Below are 18,293 nucleotides of genomic sequence, written 5' to 3' on the forward strand. Positions count from 1 at the left end.
TGCGTGGCTTATTGCTGCGCGACGCTGGCGTCTTGCTTGACGCCTTCCACCTGGATCTTCAGCTTGGTTTCCATGTTGAAACCGTAGGCCTTGCCGTAATCGACGCCGAAGTCATCGCGCTTGAAGGTCATCTCGGCATCGGCGCCGCAGACTTCACGCTTGAGCATCGGATGCTGAATGCACTTGAACGCGTCGATTTGCAGCTTGGCGGGCTTGGTCACGCCGTGCAGCGTCAGTTGGCCTTCGGCTTCGGTCGGCACGTCGCCCTTGAACTTCGTGAAGTTGCCCTTGAACGTGGCGGTCGGGTACTTGGCCACGTCGAAGATCTCGGCGCTCTTGGCGTGCTCGTTCATCTTGGCAAGACCGAAGTCAATGCTGTCGGTCTGCACGGTCACGTCAATGCTGCCGGTCTTGGCGGCGCGGTCCAGCGTCACGGTGCCGCTGGACTTTTCGAACTTGCCGCGCCACTTCGACAGACCGCCCATGTGGTCAGCTTCAAAGCTCGGGTACGTATGGCTCGGGTCGAGCTGGTACGTAGCGGGGGCAGCAAATGCGGCGGTGGCAGCAACGGCCGACAGTGCGGCAACGAGGGTACGCAATTTCATGAAAACTCCTGCGAAATAAAGGCGGCAAACGAGGGCCGGGAAAACGTTGGGATGAGACAGACTACCGATTACTTCTTGGCGATGACGACGCGGAACTTGATCGTCACGTCGTCGGAGACGACCGACGTGTCTTTCCATTCACCGTCACCTACCTTGAATGCATTGCGCTTGACCGGGAATGCGCCTTCAAAGACCTGATTGGCGCCTTCTTGCTTGAACGTGACGGGTGCGGTGACATCCTGCGTGATGCCCTTGATGGTCAGCTTACCGACCACGTCCACCTTGCCGCCCGCACCGGGCTTGAACGCCGACGACACGAACGTGGCCTTCGGGTACTTGGCAGTGTCGAACCAGTCCTTCTTCTTCAGTTCGTCGTTGTATTCCTTGCTGCCCACGTCGACGCTGGTGACATCGATATCGACCTTCGCCGTCGAGGCCGCCACGTTGGCCGGGTTGTAATTGACGGCGGCATCGAACTTGCCGAACTTGATATCCATCGGTACACCGAGTTGCTTGCCGGTGGCGGTGACGCTGCTCTTGGCGGCATCCACCTGGGCGATGGCCGATACCGATACGGCAGCGATCGACAGCGCGCCGGCTGCAACCAGGGCGATGGCGCGGGGGCGCACAACACGTTTCATCATCAGACTCCTTCAGTCAGGCCGGATCATGCCGGCAGTCTTGGTCAGGACGGACAGGCGGGCGCACCGGCACGCACCGTGCACCCAAGCATTGGGAAATCAGCGGAGGAAAGGCACCATGCGACGCAGCGTGCCATCACGATCGACGACGTGATGCTTGAGCGCAGCCAGGATGTGCACCACGACGATGGCCGCCATGGTCCAGTTCAGCCATTCGTGCGCCATGCCGAAGATGTCCTTTAGCGCATCGCTCTTGTCGAACGGCATCGGCAGCTCCCACAGGCCAAGATAGACAACCTTCACGCCAGCCGCGACGCTCAGCAGATAGCCGGTCAGCGGCACTGCCAGAATCAACAGATACAACCCCACGTGCGCGGCTTCCGCGGCGGCGTGTTGCCACTTCGGCATGCCCGGCACGGGGCCCGGCGCGGGATGCGTCAAGCGCCACAGCACGCGCAGCACAGCAAGAATCAGCACCGTGATGCCGATCCATTTGTGATACGAGAACAGTTTCAGCTTGGTGGGCGTAAAGCCCGGGATATCGGTCATGTACAGACCGAGCCCGAAGGCCGCGAAGATCAGCAGCGCGATGATCCAGTGCATCGCAATCGCCGGCTTGGTATAGGCGCCGGGGTCAGCGGCGCTGCGCATGGCGGGATTGGAGTGGGCGGCTTGTGACATCGGTTCTCTCGGTGTTTTGGAGCGCTCAGTTGGCGGCGCCTGCGGGTAAGACCACGGGGCCAAACGATTGTGCATTATTTGCGCGATCCGACTGGGCAAGTCGGCGCTAAGTTCACGAACCGATTCAAATTTTTTGATTGATCCGGCAGCTTTCTGCCAACGGCGCGGTTGAGCGTTCTGCGGAGCGCACCAAACAAAACGGCCCGCCCTCGGATTCGAGAGCGGGCCGTTCTTCAGAAGGCACCACCAAATTTTTGCAACAATCAGGCGATACGGCGGGCCAGCTCCTCAGCCTTGCCGATGTAGCTGGCCGGCGTCATGTCCAACAGCAGCTTGCGGGCGTCTTCGGGAATCGCCAGCGTGCCAATGAATTCACGCAACGCTTCGCGCGAAATGCCCTTGCCGCGCGTCAGTTCCTTGAGCTGCTCGTACGGGTTGGCGATGCCGTACCGACGCATCACGGTCTGCACCGGCTCGGCCAGGACTTCCCAGCAGGCATCCAGGTCTTCCGCCAGGCGTGCGGGGTTCGTTTCCAGCTTGCCGAGGCCGCGCAGGCAGGCGTCGTAGGCGAGCAGGCTGTAGCCGAACGCCACGCCGATATTGCGCAGCACCGTCGAATCCGTCAGGTCGCGCTGCCAGCGCGACACGGGCAGCTTTTCCGACAGGTGGCGCAGCACCGCGTTGGCCAGGCCGACGTTGCCTTCGGAATTTTCAAAGTCGATCGGGTTGACCTTGTGCGGCATGGTGGACGAGCCAATCTCGCCTGCCTTGGTCTTCTGCTTGAAGTAGCCTTGCGAGATGTAGCCCCAGACGTCGCGGTCCAGATCCAGGATGATCGTGTTGGCGCGCGCCACGGCGTCAAACAGCTCGGCCATGTAGTCGTGCGGTTCGATCTGGATGGTGTACGGGTTGAACGTCAGGCCCAGGCGCGTCTCGATCACGTTCTTCGAGAAGGCCTCCCAGTCCAGCGACGGATACGCCGACAGGTGCGCGTTGTAGTTACCCACCGCGCCGTTCATCTTGCCCAGCAGTTCGACTGCTTCGATGCGGCGGATGGCGCGGTCCAGTCGGGCGGCCACGTTGGCCATTTCCTTGCCCAGCGTGGTCGGACTGGCCGGCTGGCCGTGCGTGCGGGACAGCATCGGCACGTCGGCGTTGGCATGCGCCAGCTCCACCAGGCGAGCCTGAACGCGGCGCAGCGTCGGCACGATCACCGTGTCGCGGGCGCCCTTGAGCATCATGCCGTGCGACGTGTTGTTGATGTCTTCCGACGTGCAGGCGAAGTGGATGAATTCGCTGGCGGCTTCCAGCTCGGCGTTGCCGCGCACGCGCTCCTTCATCCAGTACTCAACGGCCTTCACGTCGTGGTTGGTGACGGCTTCGATTTCTTTGATACGAGCGGCGTCTGCCTCGGCAAAGTTCTCGACCAGCGCCAGCAGTGCGCCCTCGGCAGCAGCCGAGAAACGCGGGACCTCGGCCAGCCCGGCCTGCGACAAGGCGATCAGCCAGTGCACCTCCACCTTCACGCGGTTGCGCATGAAAGCGGCTTCCGACAGCCACTCGCGCAGCGGATCGGCCTTGGCAGCGTAGCGGCCATCGATGGGAGACAGAGCGGTCAGGGCGGAAAGCGACGACATGGCAGGCGGGGAAAAATGTGAAGGGAATCTCAATCCGGACAACCCGGACGCGGCATTGCGCGTTGAACCAAGGTGCATACGCGCACCCAAGCGAGCCCGCGATTTTACCACCCGGCACCTGCCTTTCACGGCCAATCCGGCCTAAAGCAAGCCTCCGTTTGGTTGAGTTGGGTTCAGGCGCCGCCCAGCGCACTCGGGGAAGTGCACGGCTATACTTCCGCCTCCAACATGACATGCCTATGAAACTGATCGGATCGCACGCCAGCCCGTACACCCGCAAGGTGCGCGTGGTCCTGGCTGAAAAGAAAATCGACTACCAGTTCGTGCTGGAAGACGTGTGGAGCGCAGCTACGCAGATCCACCAGTTCAACCCGCTCGGCAAGGTCCCCTGCCTGGTGATGGACGACGGCGGCGCCCTGTTCGACTCGCGCGTAATTGCCGAATACGCGGATACGCTATCGCCGGTGGCGCGCCTCATTCCGCCATCGAGCCGTGAACGCGTGGAGGTGCGCTGCTGGGAGGCGCTGGCCGACGGCCTGCTCGACGCTGCGCTCATGCTGCGCATCGAACACACGCAGCGTACGCCGGAACAACGCAGTGAAACGTGGCTCGCGCGCCAGAGCCACAAGATCGATCAGGCCCTGCAGGCCATGTCACAAGGCCTGGCCGACAAGACCTGGTGCAACGGCAACCACCTGACGCTGGCCGATATCGCCGTCGGTTGCGCACTTGCCTACCTGGATTTCCGCCAGCCGCAGATCGACTGGCGCGAGCGTCACGCGAACCTTGCCACGTTCTACGCACGCATGGAAAAACGGCCGAGTTTCATGGAAACCCAGCCGCAGTAATCGATGGCAATGGTCCAAGGTTACACAGCCACCGGATCAAACCGTTCGGCCTGGGCCATCGGCCAGTAGCGTTCATAGAGTTGATAGCGGTACCGCCCGGCCAGCAGATCGCCGGGTTCCAGGTATTTGAGCAGCGTGGACAACAACTGCACCTCGTTGCCAGACACGCGCCGCACGATGTGGTGCGCGCGGAATTCCGCCGGATGCTGCAAGCCCGCCGCCTGCGTCAGTTCCAGCAGCGCATGCAGCGTGTGCGCGTGATATTGATGCACACGTTCCGCTTTGTCGGGCACCACCAGCGCTTTCTGCCGAGACGGATCCTGTGTCGCCACGCCGGTCGGGCAACGGTCGGTGTGGCACTTCTGTGCCTGGATGCAGCCCAGCGCAAACATGAAGCCGCGCGCAGCGTTGCACCAGTCGGCCCCCATTGCCAGCGTGCGGGCGACGTCAAACGCCGTGACGATCTTGCCTGACGCGCCAATCTTGATCCTGTCGCGCAGGTTGGTGCCCACGAGCGTGTTGTGCACCAGCAGCAGCCCTTCCTGCAGCGGCGTGCCGACGTGGTCGGTAAATTCCAGCGGCGCCGCGCCCGTGCCGCCCTCCGCGCCGTCGACAACGATGAAGTCTGGCAGGATGCCCGAGTCCAGCATTGCCTTGACGATGCCGAAGAACTCCCACGGATGCCCGATGCACAGCTTGAAGCCGGTCGGCTTGCCGCCCGACAGCGTACGCAGACGATCGACGAACTGCAGCAAACCCAGCGGCGTGCTGAACTCCGAATGTGCCGCCGGCGAGATGCAGTCCTTGCCGATCTGAATGCCGCGCGTGGCGGCAATCTCGGGCGTGACCTTGGCGGCGGGCAATACGCCGCCGTGCCCCGGCTTGGCGCCCTGCGACAGCTTTACCTCGATCATCTTCACCTGGGGGCTGCGCGCCTGTTCGGCAAAGCGGTCCGGATCGAAGCGGCCGTTGGCGTCACGGCAGCCAAAGTAGCCCGACGCCACTTCCCAGATCAGGTCGCCGCCCTCTGCGCGGTGGTACGGCGAGATCGAACCCTCGCCCGTGTCATGGATGAAGTTGCCAAGCTTCGCACCGCGATTGAGCGCGCGAATTGCATTGCCCGACAGTGCGCCGAAGCTCATCGCCGAGATATTGAACACCGACATCGAATACGGCTTGGCGCGCCCTTCGCCCACCATCACGCGAAAGTCCGACGAGGCAATGCGCGTAGGCGCCAACGAATGGCCAATCCACTCGTGCCCGGCCACCTTCACATCAACTTCGGTGCCGAACGGACGGCTATCGACTTCGCCCTTGGCGCGCTGGTAAACGATGCTGCGCTGGGCGCGCGAGAACGGCTTTTCGTCCGTGTCGTCTTCAACGAAGTACTGGCGGATTTCCGGGCGAATGAACTCGAACAGGAAGCGGAAATGGCCCCAGAGCGGGTAGTTGCGCAGCACCGAATGGCGCGTCTGCGTGACGTCGTGCACGCCCAGGATGACGAACAGGCCCGGGATGACCGCGCACACCCAATGCAGACGCCCCGCTATCGCAAACCCGGCGGTGACGGCAAACAGCAGCACAACGCCCGCAAAGGCCCAGTAACGACGTGGCAGCATGACCAACCCTGTGGAGACGAATCAGCGCGCAAGCTTAAACGAGTGCCGCAACAGCCGCAGCCACCACAACGCAGTGTTGCGAAAACCGCTTAGGCGATCGCCTTTTCGACGACAGCCGGCTCAGCTGCCGAAATAATGCCGCCGCCCAGGCAGACCTCGCCGTCGTACAGCACGGCGGACTGGCCTGGCGTGACAGCCCACTGCGCCTCAGGGAAGGCCAGCGTGAGCGCGCCATCGCCCGCGCGTGCGACCGTGCAAGGCGCATCCGCCTGGCGATAACGCGTCTTGGCCCCAAGGTTGGTGCCCTCGACCGGAGCTTGGCCAGCCACCCAACTCAAATCATCGGCGTGTACCGTATGCGCCAGCAGCCACGGGTGGTCGTGCCCCTGCACGACGTACAACGTGTTGGCCGCCATGTCCTTGCGCGCCACGTACCAGGCATCGCCGTTGCCGTCGCGACTGCCGCCGATGCCGATGCCCTTGCGCTGCCCCAGCGTGTAGAACGCCAGGCCGATGTGTTCGCCGATGGTCTTGCCGTCGGGCGTCTTGATCGGGCCGGGCTTGGTCGGCAGGTAGCGATTCAGGAAATCGCGGAACGGCCGCTCGCCGATAAAACAGATCCCCGTGGAATCCTTCTTCTTGGCGTTGGGCAGACCGATCTCGGCGGCGATTTCCCGCACCTTCGTCTTCGGCATCTCGCCAAGCGGGAAGAGCGTGCGCGAGAGCTGCGCCTGGTTCAGGCGGTGCAGGAAGTAGCTTTGGTCTTTCGTGTGATCGAACGCCGTCAGCAGCTCGAAACGGCCATCGACCTCGCGCACGCGCGCGTAATGTCCGGTCGCAATCGTGTCGGCGCCAAGCGCCATCGCGTGGTCAAGGAAGGCCTTGAACTTGATCTCGGCGTTGCAGAGCACGTCGGGATTGGGCGTGCGGCCGGCGGAGTATTCGCGCAGGAAGTCCGCAAACACGCGGTCTTTGTACTCGGCGGCAAAGTTGACGGCTTCGACGTCGACGCCGATCAGGTCGGCCACCGATACCACGTCGATCCAGTCCTGCCGGGTCGAGCAGTATTCGCTGTCGTCATCGTCTTCCCAGTTCTTCATGAACAAGCCGACGACGTCATAGCCCTGCTGCTTGAGTAGCCACGCCGTGACAGACGAATCCACCCCGCCGGACATCCCAACGACGATGCGCTTCTTGCTCATAGCTGCGCTCCCAGCCCGTACACGCTGGCGTGCGTATGGAGGACGTCGAGCGGGTAGCGCTTGCCGGCCAGGTAGTCTTCAACGCACGCGAGCAACAACGGGCTGCGATGGCGCTCGCGGCTGGCGCGGATTTCATCCGGGGTCATCCAGACAGTGCGAACGATGCCATCGTCCAGCGTGCGGCGCGGATCTTGGGGGCCAAGCTCGCCGGTAAATGCCATCCGGACGTAGGTGACCGGATCCCCTTGCGGCGGTTGGAACTGCGCCATGTAGCAGCCCAGGAAGGCGGTCGGCACAAAGCTGTACGCGGTTTCTTCCAGCGCCTCGCGTGCGACGGCATCGACCAGGCTTTCGTCCGGGTCGAGATGGCCGGCAGGCTGGTTCAGGCGCAAGCCGACGTCGGTGTGCTCCTCAACCAGCAGAAAGCGCCCATCTTGTTCAATGACGGCGGCAACGGTTACGCTGGGTTTCCAGCGGACAGCTTGGTTCATGGCAAAAAGGCAACAAAAACAAGGCGTTATTGTAGCTGCAGGCCGCCCTCCCCGCTTGCCCCGGGGCGTTGAACACGGGCATGGCACGTCCATTCGCATTTGTGAGCAATTGAGCACACGTTTGCGCAGGATCGCTCCGCATTCCATGTCGGTTTAGATATTCGACATGGCATTCGACGAGCGTCCGTGCGCCAAAAAGTTCGGGTAAGCTGCACGTCGATCCTGATCCAGCGCGCCTTCGTTCACTTCGCGCGCATCCTAAACATAATCAGCGAGGAGAGAACACGATGCACATCGGCATCCCGCAGGAGACGCGGGCGGACGAGACGCGCGTTGCCGCGACCCCGGAAACGGTGAAAAAGTACGTGGCGCTTGGCCATCAGGTGACGGTGCAATCGGGTGCTGGCGTCGCTGCCGCCCAACCTGACGAAGCCTATGTGGCCGCTGGTGCCAGGATCGGCACCGCCGCCGAAGCGCTTGGCGCGCAGATCGTGCTCAAGGTCCGCTCACCGGAAGCGGCCGAACTGGCGCAGATGCAGCCGGGCGCGGTGCTGGTCGGCATGCTCAACCCGTTCGATGACGAAAACACGGCGCGCCTCGCCGCCGCCAACGTCACCGCGTTCGCGCTTGAGGCCGCGCCGCGCACGACGCGTGCGCAAAGCATGGATGTGCTCTCTTCCCAGGCCAACATCGCAGGCTACAAAGCCGTGATGGTGGCGGCCAACCATTACCAGCGCTTCATGCCGATGCTGATGACGGCCGCCGGCACCGTAAAAGCCGCGCGCGTGCTGATCCTGGGCGCGGGTGTGGCCGGGCTGCAGGCCATCGCCACGGCCAAGCGCCTCGGTGCCGTCATTGAGGCATCCGACGTGCGCCCGGCCGTGAAAGAGCAGATCGAATCGCTGGGCGCGAAATTCCTCGACGTACCGTTCCTGACGGACGAAGAGCGCGAGATTGCCCAGGGCGTGGGCGGCTACGCGCGGCCGATGCCGCCCGACTGGATGCGCCGACAGGCTGAACTCGTGCACGCGCGCGCAAGTCAGGCCGACATCGTCATCACGACGGCGCTGATCCCGGGCCGTCGCGCGCCGACGCTGCTATCGGAAGCGACCGTGCAGGCGATGAAGCCGGGCTCTGTCGTCGTCGATCTGGCGGCTGCGCAGGGCGGCAACTGCCCGCTGACCGAAGCCGACCGCGTGGTCGTCAAGCACGGCGTCACGCTGGTGGGTTACACCAACCTCGCGTCGATGGTGGCAGCCGACGCCTCTGCCCTCTACGCCCGCAACGCGCTCGATTTCCTCAAGCTGATCATCGACAAGGATGGCGGCCTGAACATCAACCGCGAAGACGACATCGTGGCCGCCTGCCTGCTCAGCCAGGCCGGCCAGGTGGTGCGCGCTCCCGCAGCCACGAGCGCCGCCAAATAAGAACGGAGACGGCGGCCTGCCGGGCGTCACAACCCGGCGTGGCCGCCAGTGGCGATTTCATTTCTGTTTCAAGGAAAGCTTCATGCAACGCAACATGCTTCGCGCCAAGCTGCACCGCGCGACGGTCACCCAGGCTGATCTGGACTACGAAGGTTCATGCGGTATTGACGAGGACCTCCTCGACGCCGCCGACATGCGCGAATACGAAAAGATCGAGCTGTACAACGTCAACAATGGCGAGCGTTTCTCCACCTACATCATCAAGGGCAAGCGCGGCTCGGGCGAAATCTCGCTCAACGGTGCCGCAGCGCGCCGCGCGCACGTGGGTGATCTGCTGATCATCTGCACTTACGCGCCGATGAACGAAGAAGAAGTCGCCAGCTACAAGCCCAAGGTCGTGCTGCTGGGCGAGGGCAACAAGATCAAGGCCATCAAGGAAACCTGACGCGCCGGGCGGCCGGGTCTGCGCGACCTGGCCGCTTTGCACATCGACCAAGAAGCGAGGAGGAGCAAATGGAGCTGGTCAATCACACGGTGATCAATCTGATCATCTTCGTGCTGGCGATCTACGTCGGCTACCACGTGGTCTGGACGGTCACGCCGGCGCTGCATACGCCGCTGATGGCCGTGACGAATGCCATCTCGGCCATCATCATCGTCGGCGCCATGCTGGCGGCGGGCCTCACGCAAACGGGCCTGGGCCGCACGATGGGCGTGGTGGCGGTGGCGTTGGCGGCAGTGAACGTGTTTGGCGGCTTCCTGGTCACCCAGCGCATGCTGGAGATGTTCAAGAAGAAAGAGCCGAAGGCCAAGGGCGGTCACAACGAGGGAGCCAAGCAATGAGCATGAACCTCGTTACCCTCCTGTATCTGCTGGCGTCGGTCTGCTTCATCCAGGCGCTCAAGGGGCTTTCTCACCCGACCACGGCGCGGCGCGGCAACGCATTCGGCATGACCGGCATGGCCATCGCCGCCGTCACGACCATTGCGCTCATCTACAAGCTCAAGGCCGAGATGTTTGCCGGCACCGAGAGCGGTACCTCCACGGGTTTCATCCTGATCTTCGCGGGCCTGGTGGTGGGCGGGGGCATCGGCGCCTACGTGGCGCGCACGGTCGAGATGACCAAGATGCCCGAGCTGGTGGCCGCCATGCACTCGCTGATCGGTCTGGCCGCGGTGTGTATTGCGGTCGCGGCGGTGGCAGAACCGTCAGCGTTCGGCATCACCGTGGCCGGCGACAACGTGCTGCCACTGGGCAACCGCGTGGAGCTGTTCATCGGCACGTTCGTGGGCGCCATCACGTTCTCGGGCTCGGTCATCGCCTTCGGCAAGCTGTCGGGCAAATACAAGTTCCGCCTGTTCCAGGGCGCGCCGGTGCAGTTTGCGGGCCAGCACATGCTGAACCTGCTGCTGGCGGTGGCCATGCTCGGCTTCGGCATCCTGTTCTTCCTGAGCCAGAGCTGGCTGCCGTTCATCATCATGACGGCCATCGCCTTTGTGCTGGGCGTGCTGATCATCATCCCCATCGGTGGCGCCGACATGCCGGTGGTGGTGTCGATGCTGAACTCGTATTCGGGCTGGGCAGCGGCCGGTATCGGCTTTTCGCTCAACAACCCGATGCTGATCATCGCCGGTTCGCTGGTGGGTTCATCCGGTGCAATTCTGTCTTACATCATGTGCAAGGCGATGAACCGGTCGTTCTTCAACGTGATCCTGGGCGGCTTCGGTTCTGAAGCATCCGCCGGGGCCGCAGCAGGTGGCAGCGGACAGCAGCGCCCGGTCAAATCGGGCTCGCCGGATGATGCAGCCTTCCTCATGGGCAACGCCGAGACGGTCATCATCGTCCCCGGCTACGGCCTGGCGGTGGCGCGCGCGCAGCACGCCCTGAAGGAACTGACCGAAAAGCTGTCCGACAAGGGCGTGACGGTCAAATACGCGATCCACCCGGTCGCAGGCCGCATGCCGGGCCACATGAACGTGCTGCTGGCCGAGGCCGAAGTGCCGTACGACCAGGTCTTCGAGATGGAAGATATCAACGGTGAGTTCGGTCAGGCCGACGTGGTGCTGGTGCTGGGCGCCAATGACGTGGTCAACCCGGCGGCCAAGAACGATCCGAAGTCGCCCATTGCCGGGATGCCAATTTTGGAAGCCTACAAGGCGAAGACCATCATCGTGAACAAGCGCTCGATGAACGCCGGCTACGCCGGGCTGGACAACGAGCTGTTCTACATGGACAAGACGATGATGGTGTTCGGCGACGCCAAGAAAGTCGTTGAGGACATGGTGAAATCCGTCGAGTAAAGCGGCGCACTGGCGGCCCTACTGACGGCCGTCAACGGTCCGTCAGGTCAGGTGGGTTCCGCTTGCTCCCGGCGGCGGCAGACAGTAACGTAGTGGAAACGGGCAGCGCCGGCCACACCGACCGTGCGCTGCACCCAGCCCTCTTCCGACTTCTCCCGACGTATGCAACAGGACAGCGCCCTGCCGGTCTATTTCCACCCCACCCTGACGGTGGTGGTCGACGACAGCCAATCGTTCGTGGAAAGCCTTGGGTTCCAGATGGACCCATCGCGTGCGCTGCTGGCCTTCAACGACCCGGAAGAGGCGCTGGCGTGGCTGCGCCAGTGGCATTCGCTGCGCATGCCGGGTTTTCTGCCGGTACGCGTCACCCACGACGATCTGACGTTCTCGACCGAGCGCCGCACGATCCAGCTCGACGTCGACCGCGTCTACCGCCAGATCCACGAGGTCAACCGCTTCCTGCAGCCTTCCGTCATCGTCGTGGATTACTCCATGCCGCGCATGAACGGGCTGGAGTTTTGCGCGAAGCTCAAAGATTTGCCATGCATGACGATCCTGCTCACCGGCATGGCCGACGAGAACATCGCCGTGCAGGGTTTCAACGACGGCCTGATCGACCGCTACATCAAGAAAGACAATCCGGCGATGGCCGAGCGGCTCAGCGCGGAAATCGAGGCATTGCAGGTTCGCTACTTCAGCAACCTGTCGAGCACACTGCGCGATCTGCTGTCGCGCCACTCGTTCAGCTTCCTCTCAGACGCGGCGATCACACGGCTCGTGCGGGAACTGTCCACGCGGTACCGCTTCATCGAGTACTACCTGTATCCGCACCCCGCCGGCGTGCTGCTGCTCACGGCCGATGGGCGGGCGACACTCATGGTCATCGAGACCAACGCGAGCATGCTCACGCACCTTGAAAACGCCGAGGCCTACAACGCGCCCGACGCGCTGCTCAAGGGACTGCACGACAAGCAGATCGTCCCGTTCTTCTGGCCCGGCGACGGCATGTACACCCCGGCCTGCGTCGAATGGGAACAATATTGCCTGCCTGCAGAGGTGTGCCAAGGGCGCGAGCCGTACTACTACGCGCTGTTCGACATGCCCAGCCATCTGCTGCCGGCGCAGGTCTACAGCTACACCCAGTTCCTTACCAACTATAAGCAGGACCCGGATACGCTCACCGGCCGCAAATCACGCTGAGGTGGTGTTTTGCTTTGCTCTGCACTGCGGGTTTCCGCATTGTGTGGGTCACATTGGACAAGTACAATCGATTGGGTCATTCGGCAGCCATGACGTCAGAGCATGGCGCGGTTGAATCGCCTTGATGCATGCGCGGCATAGCTGCGGCATCATGGCGAACACGGGTGCCGGCATGCAACATGCGGTACGGCCCCCCGAGTTCATTACTGTGCGGGATTCTCCTTGAGAGACGATTTGGGATGCAGCAGCGGGCAGCGCGTTCAACCAGCGCGCGTTGCGGATGTCAGGGAAGTGCATCGTTCCAATCTGGTCACGGTACACGGTTGCACGATTCCCGTTGCCCCGCTGTTGATCGACGAGCAGTAAAGGTGCCGCCGTCGTAGTACCGAAGGCACCGGCTGCAGTCGATCGTCTTCCCCGATCTTCTCGGAGCGGGTTTGGGCGAGAGACGCCCGGGCTGGCGCATATTGCGCACAGCCAGCGGACGGCTTCAAGCACGCTTTCACGACTGATGCGGCGGCATGCCCGGCAGTGTCGGCGGGGCGCGTCGTGTGCGCGGTGCCCGGATTCGCGGTGCGACCCCGGGTGCGCGGTTGTTGGAGTGAGCGTCCCGCTTGGCAGACGTTTTCCCTGAAGTCTCCGGCAAATTCGCACCGTGTACTCACCCAACCAAATCGATCCCGCGGTCAGCTTCCGCAACTCACAGGGTCAGCAGGTCCGCGGCACCATCATCACGCTGCAGCGGCGTGCCCTGGTGATGGAGATCTACAACCCCTACTCGATCGTGCAGGTGAGCGAGGTGCTGTCCGAACTCGCGATCAAGATGGGGACGCGGCAAGCCTATCTCGGCAAGGCGGTAGTGATCAGCCTGGTGAACACGGGCCTGACCGCCGTCGTCTCGCTCACCCTGATCGACGAATGGCGCGAGCTGTCGGAAGTGGCCGACACGCCGGCCTCGGTGGGCGAAGAAGCGCGAACGTTCGTGCAGGAATGGCAGGAGCGCTTCCGCATCCACCGTGACTATCAGATCGTCGTCAACGAGATGCGCGCGTTCCTGGCCGAGGTGTCTCGCTGGGTGGAACAGGTGGATCTGTCGAAGACCTTGCCGCGCGAAGACAACAAGCTGCGCATGGATGTCTTCCAGGAGCTGGCCGAGCCGATCATGCTCAAGCTCAAGGGCTACATGGACGGGCTAGAGTCGGAAGCGGGCAAGGTCGAGGCCGAGCTCGCTCCTGCACACCGCACGTTCGCGCAAGCGGCGCTGCATCCGCTGCTGTTGCGCGCGCCGTTCATCTATCGCACGTACACAAAGCCTCTTGGTTATGCGGGCGATTATGAAATGGTCAACCAGATCCTCTCCGACCCGCGTGAAGGTCCGAACACCTACTTCCAGATCGTCAACGCCGCTTTTTTGCGCACCGACGTGGCTGAGGCGCACCGTAATCGCATCGACATTCTTGTGCAGTATCTGAGCGACCTCGCTGCGCAAGCCAAGGCGGCAGGCCGAACGTTCAAGGTGCTGAACGTGGGCTGCGGGCCGGCGGTGGAGATTCAGCGCTTCATTCAGCAGCATCCCGAGCCGTCGTTGCTGGCGTTCGAGCTGGTGGACTTCAGCGAGGAGACGCTCGACTACACCCGCGAGCAGATGCGCCGCGCGATGGACCGCGCGCGCAAGACCGTCACCGTCGATTTCGTGCATGAATCGGTGCACCAGCTGCTTAAGCGGCGCATCACGGCCGACAGCCCGCAAGCCGGCGATTGCGATGCGGTGTATTGCGCCGGCCTGTTCGACTATCTGTCGAACAAGGTCTGCCAGCGCCTGCTCGCCTACTTTGCTTCGCGCACCCGCCAGGGCGGCGCCATTCTTGCGACCAACGTGCACAGCAACAACCCGATGCGGTTCGTCATGGAGCACGTGCTGGAGTGGTACCTCGTCTATCGCGATGAACCGCTGATGGCCGAGCTGCTGCCCGAAGGCTCGCACGACGCGCGTGTCTATACCGACGTGACCGGCGTCAACGTATTCGCCCAGGCCAGCGTGGCCGGGCTTGCCAAATCCGCCGCATAATCCGCCGCCCAGGAACACCATGGAGCCCATTACACATCGCGGATACCAAGCCGAGCTCAAGCAGTTCCGGCTCGTCTTCAGCCGCATGGCCGCCGTCACGGGCATCGTGCTGGTGCTGGCAGGCGTCGGGCTGGACTACGGCATGTATGTCGACAAGCTCTGGCTGTTCGCTTCGCTGCGGGTCATCACGTCGCTCATCATGTTCGCCGCGCTGCTTGTGCTCTACACGCGCTGGGGCGAAGAGCATGTGCAGAGCCTGACGTTCTTCTGGCTGATCTGCCCCCAGATCATGATCTCGTGGATGATCTACGACACCGAGGGCGCCAGTTCTCCTTATTACTCGGGGCTGAACCTGGCGATCTACGCGGTGGGCATGGTCATGCCGATCGGCTTTCTGCAGGCCGTGCTGTTCGGCACCTGCACGTACATCTTCTGGGTGATCGCTTGCACGCTGCATCCCGGCGGCATCCAGTCGCGCGAAATCTTCATCGTGCATTCGCTGTTCATCCTGTTCTCGATCGCAACGAGCACGCTATATACGTACTTCAATGAGCGCGGACGCTTCCAGCTCTTCCGGCTCAAGGAAGAAGTGGCGCAGAAGAACGAGCAGCTGGCGCAGACCAATCAGAACCTCACCGATATCAAGGGCCAGCTCCTGCAGCAGGAAAAGATGGCCGCCATCGGCACGCTGTCTGCAGGCCTGCTGCATGAGATCAACAACCCCGTCAATTTCTGCCTGATGGCGATTGCCGTGGCGCAGGAAGACCCGACCGCAAAGAGCAGCCCGATGCTGCTCGAATGTCTGAACGATGCCAAGGAAGGCATGCAGCGTGTTCAGCACATCGTGTCGGACCTCAAGACTTTCGCCTACCGCAGTCCCGAGAAAGGCGAAGCCAATGCGCCGTTCCTGGCCGAGAAGGCCATCGACTCGGCCATCCGCCTGACGAGCCACGAGTTGCGCGGCGTGGCGCTCGAACGCAAGCTGCCGGCCGACACGCTCGTGCGCGGCGACGAGGCGGCCATCATCGGCGTGCTGATCAACCTGCTGTCGAACGCCGCGCTTGCGCTGCAAAAGGTGCAGCGCGAGAACCCACGCATCGAAATTGCCGGTGAGTGGATCGAAGATCGCCTGCACGTCGTGGTAACCGACAACGGCCCCGGCATCTCCGAGAAGAACCTATCGCGCGTGTTCGAGCCGTTTTTCACCACGCGCGACGTCGGCAAGGGGCTGGGCCTCGGCCTGTCGATCAGCTACAGCGTGATCCAGCGGCACGGCGGCACCCTGGCGGTGACGAGCAAGGAAGGCGAATGGGCGCGCTTCACATTCGATCTGCCGCGCTCGGAGTAGACGCATCATGGACACCACGCCGGACACCGTCACCATTCTCTACGTCGACGACGAAGTGCAAGCCTGCAAATGGTTTGCCCGCACGATCGGCGTCGGTTACGAGGTGCTGACGGCCAACAGCGTCGAAGAGGCCAAGACCGTGCTGCGCGATTCGCACGAACGCATCAGTGTGGTGTTGACGGACTTCCGCATGCCCGGCGCCGACGGCACCGAACTGCTGCGCTTCATCGATGCGGAATACGGCGATATCGCCACCATTCTGGTCACCGCATATGCCGATAAGGACCTGCTGATCCAGGCTGTCAACACTGGGCGCGTGTTCAAGATCCTGGAGAAACCCTATCAGCCCGAAGACGTTCGGCGCTCGCTGCAGGAGGCGCTGGCCCTGCGCCAGGATCGCCTCTTGCGTACCCAGCGCCTCATGGCAATCGACGAAACGCTGGCCTTTCTTGCGCACGAGTTGAATACGCCGCTGGCGGCCATCTCGAACTTTGCCCGCGGCATCCGCATGCGCGTAGACCAGACGGAGCCGACGCCGGGTGCGCTTCCCGAAATCGGCCGCGCTGCCGACCGCGTGCAGGACAACGCTCGCTACTGCCTCTCGGTGATCGCCACGTTCCTGAACTCCGTGCGCAACACTTACGGCAAGCCGGGCACAGCCGTCACACCCAACAGCGCGGGCGGGCTGATCCGCGCGTTGTTCGATACGTACCCGTTCACGAATGCGCAACGCGAATGGGTGACGTACCGGGTGGAAGACGACTTCCCGATCCAGACACTGCCGAACTGCGTGATGCTGGTGCTCTCGTCGCTCACGAGCAATGCCCTGCAGGCGCTGCGGCAGACAAATGCGCCGAAGCTTGAAATCGTCGCCGGCCGTGGGCTGGATCCCGGCAACACGCAGCACATGATCCGCATTGAGGACAACGGCCCCGGCATCGCGCCGGACGTTCTCGCACGGCTGACCATCGACCCCGTGACGACGCGCGCCGAAGAAGGCGGCAGCGGCATGGGCATGATTTTTTGTACGCGGATCATGCAATCGTTCGGGGGAGCGATTGCGATTGACTCTGCACCCAGCGCAGGCACGCGCGTGACTCTGACGTTCCCATGACAAAACCACAAGACTTACGAACCAAGCCGCACGTGTTCCGCGCGTTTGCCGTATCGGCTGCATTTGCTATGAGGAGTGACGGATGACCAATCCCGGGGGCCACATGCCCACTAACCCGCCCAAGATCCTGTACGTGGACGATGAGACATTGGCGCTGACTTACTTCGGCCGTGCCATCGGATCACTGGCGCCGGTCGTCACCGCCACCTCGGTCGAAGAAGGCAAGCGCATGCTCGACCAGCACGCCGCCACACTCGGTGTGCTCGTGTCGGACCAGCGCATGCCCGGTGAACTCGGCAACGAACTGCTGCGCTATGCACGCGAGCGCTATCCGCACCTCGTGCGCATTCTGACGACGGCATACTCCGAGATCGAAGACACGGTGGAGGCTGTCAACCAGGGGCAGATTCACCGCTACATCAAGAAGCCGTGGGACATCACCGCGCTGCGCGTGGAGCTGAAGCAGGCATTGGAGTTCTCCGATCTGCGCCGCGAGCGCGACGCACTGCTACGCGAGAAGATGACCGTGCGCCAAAGCCAGACGCTGACGCATCGCATCGGGGCGCTGCAGACGCTGTACCTGGCGGTATCGGGGCTGTCATCGTTCAGCGCCGTCAACGATTACCTGCGTGCTGCCGCAGCGGTGGGTCTGCAATCGCTGGCACAGCCCGACTGGGCGATGAAGGACTACACCGAATTGGTCGGCGAAGAAAGCCTGCGCACCGGGGAATTCAGCAACGCGGTGCGGCAGGCCTATCTCGACCTGTCGTCGCGCTTTGACAGCAAGCCGGCGGCCCAGGCGTTGGAGGTGTTGGCCGAGGTGCTGGACGGCAAGGTCACACCCTCCGGCAGCGATGCTGCGGCGGTGGTCGATCTCACCACCCTGACGGAATTCCTGGAAGCCGCGTCCACGCACAAGGTGTCGGACGCGCATGCCAAGTGGCTCGCGTTCCTGCTGTGGCTCGATGGCAAGGGTTGGTCACTGACCGCCGAGCGCAACGGCGAGACGGTCAGGCTGGGCCTGCTCGACAACCAGACGCAGCTCACGCCGGATCAACTCGCGGCGTGGATGGAGCATTTCCAAGGTCAGCAGGCCGCCTGAACCGGGCCCG

Annotated in this window: 17 protein-coding genes; 10 read left to right on the top strand and 7 right to left on the bottom strand. The window is 62.9% G+C overall.

The annotated features are described in order from the left end of the window. Positions 1–8 precede the first annotated feature (8 nt). The 4 genes from RP6297_RS12150 to purB all read right to left on the bottom strand — a co-directional run bounded on the left by RP6297_RS12150 (position 9) and on the right by purB (position 3,564). Positions 9–605 (bottom strand): YceI family protein, encoded by a 597-nt coding sequence (locus tag RP6297_RS12150; RefSeq protein WP_009241484.1) that lies wholly within the window; start codon positions 603–605, stop codon positions 9–11. Between the two features lie 68 nt (positions 606–673). Next, positions 674–1,246, bottom strand: a complete 573-nt coding sequence (locus RP6297_RS12155) for a YceI family protein (RefSeq protein WP_009241485.1) — start codon at positions 1,244–1,246, stop codon at positions 674–676. A 99-nt stretch (positions 1,247–1,345) separates the two neighbouring features. Next, positions 1,346–1,927, bottom strand: coding sequence for a cytochrome b (locus RP6297_RS12160; protein WP_009241486.1), 582 nt, complete (start codon positions 1,925–1,927; stop codon positions 1,346–1,348). 263 nt (positions 1,928–2,190) lie between these two features. Further along, positions 2,191–3,564 carry an adenylosuccinate lyase gene (purB, locus tag RP6297_RS12165; RefSeq protein WP_009241487.1) on the bottom strand — a complete coding sequence of 458 codons (1,374 nt, stop codon included), beginning with the start codon at positions 3,562–3,564 and terminating at the stop codon, positions 2,191–2,193. A 239-nt stretch (positions 3,565–3,803) separates the two neighbouring features. Between purB and RP6297_RS12170 the strand changes: the two genes are divergently transcribed. After that, on the top strand, positions 3,804–4,412 hold the full coding sequence (locus RP6297_RS12170) for a glutathione S-transferase (protein WP_009277383.1): 609 nt from the start codon (positions 3,804–3,806) through the stop codon (positions 4,410–4,412). A gap of 20 nt (positions 4,413–4,432) precedes the next feature. Here RP6297_RS12170 and RP6297_RS12175 read toward each other — a convergent pair whose 3' ends face one another. From RP6297_RS12175 to RP6297_RS12185, 3 genes are all read right to left on the bottom strand, one after another. Next, the gene (locus RP6297_RS12175; protein WP_009241489.1) at positions 4,433–6,031 is read right to left on the bottom strand and encodes an FMN-binding glutamate synthase family protein; all 1,599 of its coding nucleotides are present in this window, start codon (positions 6,029–6,031) and stop codon (positions 4,433–4,435) included. 89 nt (positions 6,032–6,120) lie between these two features. Then, positions 6,121–7,233, bottom strand: a complete 1,113-nt coding sequence (mnmA, locus tag RP6297_RS12180; protein ID WP_009241490.1) for a tRNA 2-thiouridine(34) synthase MnmA — start codon at positions 7,231–7,233, stop codon at positions 6,121–6,123. Continuing rightward, positions 7,230–7,724: an NUDIX hydrolase gene (locus RP6297_RS12185; protein WP_009241491.1), complete on the bottom strand. Its 495-nt coding sequence runs from the start codon at positions 7,722–7,724 to the stop codon at positions 7,230–7,232. Before RP6297_RS12185 ends, mnmA begins: the two co-directional genes overlap by 4 nt. A 287-nt stretch (positions 7,725–8,011) precedes the next feature. Between RP6297_RS12185 and RP6297_RS12190 the strand changes: the two genes are divergently transcribed. From RP6297_RS12190 to RP6297_RS12230, 9 genes are all read left to right on the top strand, one after another. Further along, positions 8,012–9,151, top strand: a complete 1,140-nt coding sequence (locus RP6297_RS12190; RefSeq protein WP_009241492.1) for a Re/Si-specific NAD(P)(+) transhydrogenase subunit alpha — start codon at positions 8,012–8,014, stop codon at positions 9,149–9,151. A gap of 82 nt (positions 9,152–9,233) precedes the next feature. After that, positions 9,234–9,596, top strand: coding sequence for an aspartate 1-decarboxylase (panD, locus tag RP6297_RS12195; protein ID WP_009241493.1), 363 nt, complete (start codon positions 9,234–9,236; stop codon positions 9,594–9,596). A gap of 68 nt (positions 9,597–9,664) precedes the next feature. After that, positions 9,665–9,994 carry an NAD(P) transhydrogenase subunit alpha gene (locus tag RP6297_RS12200; protein ID WP_009241494.1) on the top strand — a complete coding sequence of 110 codons (330 nt, stop codon included), beginning with the start codon at positions 9,665–9,667 and terminating at the stop codon, positions 9,992–9,994. Further along, positions 9,991–11,451, top strand: a complete 1,461-nt coding sequence (locus RP6297_RS12205; RefSeq protein WP_009241495.1) for an NAD(P)(+) transhydrogenase (Re/Si-specific) subunit beta — start codon at positions 9,991–9,993, stop codon at positions 11,449–11,451. Before RP6297_RS12200 ends, RP6297_RS12205 begins: the two co-directional genes overlap by 4 nt. A gap of 162 nt (positions 11,452–11,613) precedes the next feature. Then, positions 11,614–12,651 (top strand): response regulator, encoded by a 1,038-nt coding sequence (locus RP6297_RS12210; RefSeq protein ID WP_009241496.1) that lies wholly within the window; start codon positions 11,614–11,616, stop codon positions 12,649–12,651. Between the two features lie 655 nt (positions 12,652–13,306). Beyond that, a complete protein-coding gene (phcB, locus tag RP6297_RS12215) occupies positions 13,307–14,719 on the top strand; it encodes a class I SAM-dependent methyltransferase PhcB (protein ID WP_009241497.1) in 1,413 nt (470 codons plus the stop codon). A 19-nt stretch (positions 14,720–14,738) separates the two neighbouring features. After that, positions 14,739–16,067: a sensor histidine kinase gene (locus tag RP6297_RS12220; RefSeq protein ID WP_009241498.1), complete on the top strand. Its 1,329-nt coding sequence runs from the start codon at positions 14,739–14,741 to the stop codon at positions 16,065–16,067. A gap of 7 nt (positions 16,068–16,074) precedes the next feature. Then, on the top strand, positions 16,075–17,181 hold the full coding sequence (gene phcR, locus RP6297_RS12225; protein WP_009241499.1) for a two-component system hybrid sensor histidine kinase/response regulator PhcR: 1,107 nt from the start codon (positions 16,075–16,077) through the stop codon (positions 17,179–17,181). 82 nt (positions 17,182–17,263) lie between these two features. Continuing rightward, complete coding sequence (locus RP6297_RS12230) at positions 17,264–18,283, top strand: response regulator (RefSeq protein WP_009241500.1); 1,020 nt, start codon at positions 17,264–17,266, stop codon at positions 18,281–18,283. Positions 18,284–18,293: the final 10 nt, after the last annotated feature.

This window comes from Ralstonia pickettii (genome assembly GCF_016466415.2).
Taxonomy (GTDB): Bacteria; Pseudomonadota; Gammaproteobacteria; order Burkholderiales; family Burkholderiaceae; genus Ralstonia; species Ralstonia pickettii.